Raw genomic sequence first — 7,731 nt, forward strand, 5'->3', positions numbered from 1 at the left:
GCTGCTCAGCCCACGCTGTTCAGCCCGTGCTGTTCAGTGCTCGTGCGGTGCGGCGGCGCCGGCCTCGGGGAGGGCGCGCAGTTCGCGGCGCAGGATCTTCCCCGCGGCCGATTTCGGGATGGCGTCCAGGAACGCGACGCGGCGGACCTTCTTCTGCGGTGCCAGGCGCGCGGCGACATACGCCATGACCGCTTCCTCGTCCAGGAGTTCGGGACCTCCGGGGAGGTCCGGTAGTTCGTGCGCCGGGCCGGGGGAGACCGGGGCGCGGACGACGAACGCCATGGGCACCTCCTGCCCGTCGGCATCGAGTACTCCGATCACCGCGGCATCGGCGATGCCCGGATGGGTCAGCAGCACGGCCTCCAGTTCGGCAGGCGCGACCTGGTAGCCGTGGTACTTGATGAGCTCCTTCAGCCGGTCCACGACGTGGAAGACGCCGTGCGCGTCGACGGTGACGAGATCGCCGGTGTGCAGGTAGCCGTCCGCGTCCAGCACCTCCGCGGTCGCGGTCGGGTTGCCCAGGTAGCCGGACATGATGTTCGGACCGCGGCACCACAGTTCGCCTGCGGCGCCCGGTGCGGCGTCGGTGCCGGTGGCGGGGTCCACCAGCCGCGCCTCGACGCCCGGCAGCAGGACGCCGACCGAGCCGCGGTCGATCTCCGGGCGGTCGTGCGGGATGCCGAGCAGCGCCGGACTGGACTCGGTCAGGCCGAAGCCCTGCAGGACCGTGCAGCCGAGCCGCTTCTGCACGGCCTCGGCCACCTCGGCGGACAGCGGCGCGGCCGCGGACAGCACGATGGCGACCGAGCGCAGGTCGTACGCGTCCACCGCCGGGTGCTTGGCCAGCACGAGCGCGAGCGGCGGCGCGACCGACACGTGGTCGACGCGGTGCTCCTGGATCGCGGAGAGCAGCGCCTCCAGGTCGAAGCGCGGCATGGTCACCACGCTCGCCCGCCGGTACAGCGTCATGCTCATGATCGCCGTGATGCCGTAGATGTGGAACAGCGGCAGTACCGCCAGCGCCACGCTGCCCTCGTCAAGACGGCCCAGCGGCAATGACTGCAGGGTGTTCGCGACCAGGTTGCGGTGCGTCAGCATGACGCCTTTGGGGCGGCCGGTCGTGCCGGAAGAATAGGGGAGGACCGCCAAGTCGTCGCCATGGACGGTGACTTGCGGCGTCAGGGTGGTCCGGTCGGCGAGCCAATCGGCCAGTGCCGTCTCGATGACGGTGCCGGCGGCCGAGCCGAGCGAGGCAGGGCCGGCGGTCGCGGGCGCGGCGTCCATCAGCACGATCTCGGTGACGCGTACGCCGTCCTGGCTCACCGCGGCGCGGGCCCGCTCCAATGCCGCGTGCACGGTGAAGAGCACACGGGCACCGCTGTCCCGGAGTTGGTAGCCGAGTTCACCGGGCGTGTAGAGGGCGTTGGCCGTGGTCGCGGCCGCCCCCGCGGTCAGGATGCCGAAGAACACGACCGGGTAGGCGGGCGAGTTCGGTGCGAAGACCGCGGCCACGTCGCCGCGGCCCACGCCGCGCGCGGCCAGGCCGGCCGCGATCCGGTCGGCGCCGTCCAGGAGTTCGCCGTACGTCACGGACCGGCCGGTGGCCGCGCACACCAATGCGGTGCGGTCGCAGTGGGGGCCCAGCGCCTCGGCCCGGCCCAGGACGAACTCCTGCAGCGATACGTCCGGGACTTCGAGCGGCGGGTAGCTGTTGCGCAAGGTCATCGCGAACCTCCGCGGGTGCCCGCCGGCGCCGCGGCCGCGGCCTTGGGCTCCTTCGGCAGGCCGAGCAGCAGTTCGCCGACGATGCCGCGCTGGATCTGCGACGTCCCGGCGTAGATGGTCCCCGCTCGGGCGTTCAGGTAGACGCTGACCCACGACGCCGACGAGTTCGGCGCGCCCGGGTCGTCGGTCTGGTACCAGTGCGGCGACGGGCGGCCCTCGGGGGCGAGCGCCTCGACGCCGAGGATGTCCATCGCCAACTCGGTGGCCTGCCGGTGGTATTCGCTCCACAGCAGCTTGAACGACGCGGCCTCGGCGCCCGGCTCCTCGCCGTCCACGAGCCGGGTCGCGGTGCGCAGGCCGTGGCAGCGCAGCTGCTCGACCTGCACATGGCACCACGCCAGGCGCCGCCGGATGTCCGGGTCGGTGTCCAGGCCGCGGTCGCGGGCCAGGGCGATCAGCCGGTCCAGTTCGGTGCGGAACATGTGCGGCGAGCGCAGCGCGAGCTCGCCGCGCTCGAATCCGAGCAGCGACATCGCGACCGCCCAGCCGCCGTTCACCGGGCCGACGACCAGATCGGCGGCGGTGACCGCGCCGTCGAAGAAGGTCTCGTTGAAGTCGGTGTCGCCGGTGATGTTGCGGATCGGCCGGATCTCCACGCCGGGCTGGTCGAGCGGGACCAGCAGCATGGTCAGCCCGCGGTGCGGGGCGGCGTCCGGGTCGGTGCGGGCGAGCACGAACATCCAGTTCGCCCGGTGCGCGTCGGAGGACCAGAGCTTTTGCCCGTGCAGCACCCACCTGTCGCCGTCCCGCACCGCGCGGACCGCGATGCCGGCCAGGTCCGAGCCCGCGCCGGGTTCGGAGAAGCCCTGGCTGAAGACGTACTCGCCGGAGACGATGCGCGGCAGGAAGCGCGCGCACAGCTCCTCGTCCGCCCAGCGCAGCATGGTGTTGCCGAGCATCGTGATGCCGAAGACGTCGTTGCCCGTCCCGGACGGGATGCCCGCTCGGGTCAACTCCTCCGTGAGGACGACGATTTCGGCGGGCCCGAGGCCCGCGCCGCCGTACTTCTCGGGCCAGGCCGGGGCGAGCCATCCGGTGGCGGCGAGTTCGCTGCGCATCCGGGCCGTGAAGGCCGCCGCTTCGTCGGCCGGCAGTGCGCCGATGCCGTGCCAGTCGGGCGGCGCCACAGCGGCCACGAAGTCGCGGACCTTGCCGCGGAAGGCTTGGGCGACGGAGGTATCCCGCAGATCCATCTGCTCCCTTTCCAGGTGTTCCGGAGTCCGGGAAACTTGATGACCAGCAGGGTTGCTTAGATAGACCGACTTGGTCAAGACTGAGCGAGCGTTAAATCCGGATGCTGCTGCGGTCCCGCCGGACCGCCTTCGCGGCGCCGGCCGGCATCCGGCCCGGCAGGGCCCGGCGACCCCGCACCGCGGGATGTGAGGAGCGGTCCATGCGTTTCGCACTCAGCGACGAGCAGCACGAACTCGCCACGATGGCGCGCCGCCTGCTCGCCGACCGGGCCCGGCGGTCGCCGGCCGCGGGCACCCCCGTGTGGGGCGAACGGCCCGCATTCGACGGCGGACTGTGGGCCACATGCGCCGAACTGGGGCTGCTGACCCTCGGAGTTCCCGAGGAACTCGGCGGAACCGGCGGCGGGATCCTGGAACTTGCCGTCGTGGCCGAGGAGATGGGTGCGGCGGCACCGCACATCCCGTACGTTCCGGCCGCGGTCGCCGCCGCGGCCATCGCCGGGGCCGCGGGGGAGGCCGGCACCGGGGCGGGCAACCGGCCGCATATCCGGGCACTCGTCGCGGAGATTCAGACCGCGCAGGTCGTGGCCCTGCCCGCCTGGGAGACGTTCGCCGGCCTGGCCGACCGGCCGCGGCTCGACGCGCTGCGCGTCGTCGGCTCCGCGGCGCCCTCGGCGGTCGAGGTATCCGGGCGGATCACCGTCCCGTTCGGCGACAGCGCCGACGTCGTGGTGGCCGAGGCGGCCGGACCGGAAGGCGGCCGCATCCGGCTGCTGATCGAGACCGGACAGCCCGGGGTACGGGTCACCACCGCCGAAGCGCTGGACACGGCCGAACCCTTGGCCGTCCTCGAGTGCGCGCACGCCGCCGCGGACGTGCTCACCGGGCCCGCGCAGCCGGCCGCGGGCCGCGGCCAGGACACGGACGACGTCGCGGAGGCGATGCGCGTCGTGCTCGCCGCCGAACTCGTCGGCACCGGCCGCCGCGCCCTCGAGGATGCGGTCGCCTACGCCAAGGACCGCACCCAGTTCGGTCGGCCGATCGGCTCCTTCCAGGCGCTCAAGCACATGCTCGCGGACCGGCACGTCCAACTCGACGCGGCCCGCATGCTCGTGTGGCTGGCCGCCGCGGGGCTGGACGGCCTGGACGGGGCGGACGATCCCGCCGCGGCCGACGCGAGCCCGGCCGACGCGAGCCCGGCCGGCCGGAGCCCGGTCGGCGGAGCCGCATCGGCCGGGCGTACCGCACTCGCCGCGGCCACCGACGCCGCCGATGCCGCGACCGCCGACGGCCTCCAGACGCACGGCGGCATCGGCTTCACCTGGGAGCAGCCCGCGCACGTCTTCCTCAAGCACGCCCGCGCCCGCCGGGCCCTGCTCGGCGCCCCCGGCCGCCAACTGGACCGCCTTGCGGACGTCCTGCTGGAAGCCCGCTGACCTGCTCAGTCCCTGAAATAGACTGAGCTCATGAGAAGGACGTCTTTCGCCCACTGGCCTTGCCAGGTCGCCCGCACGATGGACCTGCTCGGCGACTGGTGGACCCCGCTCGTCCTGCGCGAGGCCTACTACGGCCTGCGCCGCTTCGACGAGTTCCAGCAAGGCCTGGGCATCGCCCGGACGACCCTCTCCGACCGGCTCTCCCGGCTCGTCGAGGAAGGCCTGCTGGAAAAGCGGGTCTACCAGACCGAGCCGACCCGCCACGAATACCTGCTCACCGAGAAGGGCCGCGACTTCTGGCCGGTCCTGGTCGCGATGATGCGCTGGGGGGACCGCTGGCTCAGCCCGGACGGCCCGCCCGTCGTGCTGCACCACGAGGCGTGCGGCCACGACACCGAGCCGGACGCGCTGTGCACCGCGTGCGGCGAGCGCCTGGCCATCGGCGACATGGCCATGCGCCCGGGGCCCGGCTACCCGGCCCGGCTCGCCGAGCGCCCGGACATCCGGGACCGCTTCGCCCGGGTCGCTCCGGGCCACAGCGGCACTTCGGCGCGACAAACCGAGGAGCCCGCCGCCGGAACGACGGTCGAACCGACTACCGAGCCGACTGCCGAACCGAACGGCGAAACGTGCGCGAAGACGACCACTGAACCCACGACGTAGACCGCCGCCCGGCGTACGCGGACCGGCCCGAACGGGTCAGCGGACCATGCGCGGACCGCGCCTCTGGCCGAGAATGCTGCTGCGACCTCGGGCGACGGCGAAGGGAACGACTATGGCATCCGGCATCCCGGAAACAGGCCGGGCACTGCGCACACTGGTCACCGAGAACGGGACCGTCGAGGTCTCCGTACAAGAGGCCCCGATCCCCGAACTCGGGCCGGGGGACGTGCTCGTGCGCGTCGAGGCCGCCCCGGTCAACCCGTCCGACCTCGGGATCCTGTTCGCCGGTGCGGACATGAGCGCCGCCACCGTGTCGGGTTCCTGGGAGCAGCCGGTGCTCACCGCGCCCCTGTCGCCCGGCGCGGTACGCGCGCTGGCCGCCCGGGTGGGCAAACCGCTGCCGGCCGGCAACGAAGGCGCCGGGACCGTGGTCGCGGCCGGGGCGTCCGACGCCGCCCAGGCCCTGATCGGCCGCGCGGTGGCGGTCGCCGGCGGCGGCATGTACGCGGACTACCGCCGCGCCGACGCCGCGCAGTGCCTGGTGCTGCCCGCCGACGTGACGCCGCGTCAGGGCGCCTCGTCCTTCATCAACCCGATGACCGCGCTGGGCATGGTCGAGACCATGCGCCGCGAGGGCCACACCGGCCTGGTGCACACCGCGGCGGCGTCCAACCTCGGGCAGATGCTGAACCGGGTCTGCGCCGAGGACAAGATCCCGCTCGTCAACATCGTCCGCAGCGCCGCACAGGAAGAGATCCTGCGGGCCCTCGGCGCCGAGTACGTCTGCAACTCCACGTCCCCGGCGTTCGCCGCGGAACTCACCGCGGCCCTGGAGGCGACGTCCGCCACCCTGGCCTTCGACGCGGTCGGCGGCGGCGAGTTGGCCGGCACGATCCTGGGCTGCATGGAGGCGGCGGCCGCGAAGGACGCGCCCGGCTACAGCGTCTACGGCACGACGACCCGCAAGCAGGTGTACATCTACGGCGGGCTCGACCGCGGCCCGACGATCGTGCACCGCACGTTCGGCCTGACCTGGGGCCTCGGCGGGTGGCTGCTCACGCCGTTCCTGCAGACCATCGGGCCGGACCGGTTCCGGGAACTGCGCGAACGCGTCGGCGCCGGGCTGACCACGACGTTCGCCAGCTCCTACACGCAGGAGGTCTCGCTGGCCGGGGCGCTGCAGCCCGAAGCCGTCGCGGCCTACACCCGGCAAGCCACCGGCGAGAAGTTCGTCATCGCCCCGCAGAGCGGGTGATCCGGCGGGCCGCCGGATCCGCGGTCCTCGCGGCGCCGACCAGGGGGTCGGCGCCGCGAGGTGCTGCGCGGTCCCGGGCAGCCCCGGTTCCTACTTCTGGGCGGCCTTGGCCTTGTCCACCTGGAGCTTGAGGATCTCGTCGGGGATCTGGCCGATCTTGTCGTCGCCGGACGTGTCGTACGACGCCGCGGAGACGATGATGCCGCCGACCCGAACCACCGAGACCGGCAGCGGGAAGACCTGGCCCGCGGCCTCGACCTCGAGGCGCAGCCCCAGTGACTCGTCCCCGCCGGCCTTCGGGGTCTGGCCCTTCGCGACCTTGTACGTGCCGGTGCCCTCGGACGTCGCCACGGTGAACGTCGGGCAGGACTCGGCGGCCTTCTTGGCGGCCGCGAACAGCGAGGCCGCGCGGCTGCCGAAGCTCTGCAGTTCGATCGTGTAGCTGAAGTCCTGCTTGGCGTCGTCAGACACGTCGACCTCGGCGCGGGCGGACGGCTTCGCGGTGCCGGTGGACGACATCAGGTCGACCAGCGGCTGGCACTTGGCGTCGCCGGCCTTGCCCGGCTCGTTCTCGGTCGTCTCGGTGCTCTCGTCGACCGTCCAGCCGGACGGCACGTCGGCCTGCGCGAGCAGGACCTTGGCGAGCTCGGACGCGGGCAGTTCCTTGGCGGATCCGCCGCCGGTGCCGCCTTCGGGAGCCTTCGAGTCGCCGTTCCCCCCGGAGCCGGCGGTCGAAGTCGCCGCGGCGCCTTCGGTCTTGCTGTCCTTCTTGTCATCTGAGCCGCATGCGCCGACCGCCAGGATCAGCGGGACGACGGCTGCGGCGACGACAAGGCGTCTGGTACTGCGCATGGTGGGTTCCCCCCAGGGTTCACCAAGAATCGGTCATGAACGGTGGTGCGAGCCGATCATGTACCCCGCAGTTGCCCGACGGTGGCCCGGCGTACTGATCTGTCGATCACTCCGGACGATTTCGCGACACAGCGTCCGCGGACGCCGGCAGCCCGAAGGCCCGCCGCTCCGGAGCGAGATCCGGTGCGACGGGCCTTCTGCCCGCGCAAGCCTCATGCGCATCCCGACAATGCGGTTCAGAGGCTGCGCGCGGTGATGTCGCCCATGTCCGTGCTTGCGTGCAGGGCGAGTTCGGTGGTGCCGGTGTTCTTCAAGGCGTTGTCGATGCGGCCCAGGCCGGTGCTCGCGTCCAGTGAGGCGGAGACGCCGGGGGCGGCGCCGACCGTCACATTGCCCTTCCGGGTGCGCAGGACGACGGTTCCGGTGGTGGCGGCTTCGGCGATGGTGATGTCGCCGAGGAGGGTGCTGATCTCGGCGGGGCCGGTGAGGCGTCCGAGGGTGATGTCGCCGGCTTGTGCGGTGAGGTGGACGGCGGCGGCTTCGTCGA

Annotated in this window: 6 protein-coding genes and 1 pseudogene; 3 read left to right on the top strand and 4 right to left on the bottom strand. The window is 72.7% G+C overall.

Features of this window, described 5'->3' with window-relative positions; all coding sequences use genetic code 11:
• Window positions 1–33: 33 nt before the first annotated feature.
• Window positions 34–1,725: an AMP-binding protein gene (locus LZ495_RS41670; protein WP_235058464.1), complete on the bottom strand. Its 1,692-nt coding sequence runs from the start codon at window positions 1,723–1,725 to the stop codon at window positions 34–36.
• Entirely contained in the window at window positions 1,722–2,978 is a 1,257-nt protein-coding gene (locus tag LZ495_RS41675; protein WP_235058465.1) for an acyl-CoA dehydrogenase family protein, read from the bottom strand. The genes LZ495_RS41670 and LZ495_RS41675 overlap by 4 nt, the downstream gene beginning before the upstream one ends.
• A 200-nt stretch (window positions 2,979–3,178) precedes the next feature.
• Here LZ495_RS41675 and LZ495_RS41680 point away from each other — a divergent pair, with 200 nt between their 5' ends.
• From LZ495_RS41680 to LZ495_RS41690, 3 genes are all read left to right on the top strand, one after another.
• The gene (locus tag LZ495_RS41680) at window positions 3,179–4,414 is read left to right on the top strand and encodes an acyl-CoA dehydrogenase family protein (RefSeq protein WP_235058466.1); all 1,236 of its coding nucleotides are present in this window, start codon (window positions 3,179–3,181) and stop codon (window positions 4,412–4,414) included.
• A 30-nt stretch (window positions 4,415–4,444) separates the two neighbouring features.
• Entirely contained in the window at window positions 4,445–5,077 is a 633-nt protein-coding gene (locus tag LZ495_RS41685; RefSeq protein ID WP_235058467.1) for a winged helix-turn-helix transcriptional regulator, read from the top strand.
• Between the two features lie 112 nt (window positions 5,078–5,189).
• The gene (locus LZ495_RS41690; RefSeq protein ID WP_235058468.1) at window positions 5,190–6,332 is read left to right on the top strand and encodes a zinc-binding dehydrogenase; all 1,143 of its coding nucleotides are present in this window, start codon (window positions 5,190–5,192) and stop codon (window positions 6,330–6,332) included.
• Between the two features lie 90 nt (window positions 6,333–6,422).
• Here LZ495_RS41690 and LZ495_RS41695 read toward each other — a convergent pair whose 3' ends face one another.
• Both LZ495_RS41695 and LZ495_RS41700 read right to left on the bottom strand, forming a co-directional pair.
• Complete coding sequence (locus tag LZ495_RS41695; protein WP_235058469.1) at window positions 6,423–7,184, bottom strand: hypothetical protein; 762 nt, start codon at window positions 7,182–7,184, stop codon at window positions 6,423–6,425.
• Window positions 7,185–7,420: 236 nt separating this feature from the next.
• Window positions 7,421–7,731, bottom strand: a pseudogene (locus LZ495_RS41700) (DUF4097 family beta strand repeat-containing protein); the annotation flags it as partial.

Origin of the sequence: Yinghuangia soli, from assembly GCF_021502675.1 — a bacterium.
GTDB lineage: Bacteria > Actinomycetota > Actinomycetes > Streptomycetales > Streptomycetaceae > Yinghuangia > Yinghuangia soli.

Bases quoted from the DNA above. Each gene is read 5' to 3' on its own strand.
- LZ495_RS41670 (WP_235058464.1), bottom strand. From the start codon at position 1,725: ATGACCTTGCGCAACAGCTACCCGCCGCTCGAAGTCCCGGACGTATCG.
- LZ495_RS41675 (WP_235058465.1), bottom strand. From the start codon at position 2,978: ATGGATCTGCGGGATACCTCCGTCGCCCAAGCCTTCCGCGGCAAGGTC.
- LZ495_RS41680 (WP_235058466.1), top strand. From the start codon at position 3,179: ATGCGTTTCGCACTCAGCGACGAGCAGCACGAACTCGCCACGATGGCG.
- LZ495_RS41685 (WP_235058467.1), top strand. From the start codon at position 4,445: ATGAGAAGGACGTCTTTCGCCCACTGGCCTTGCCAGGTCGCCCGCACG.
- LZ495_RS41690 (WP_235058468.1), top strand. From the start codon at position 5,190: ATGGCATCCGGCATCCCGGAAACAGGCCGGGCACTGCGCACACTGGTC.
- LZ495_RS41695 (WP_235058469.1), bottom strand. From the start codon at position 7,184: ATGCGCAGTACCAGACGCCTTGTCGTCGCCGCAGCCGTCGTCCCGCTG.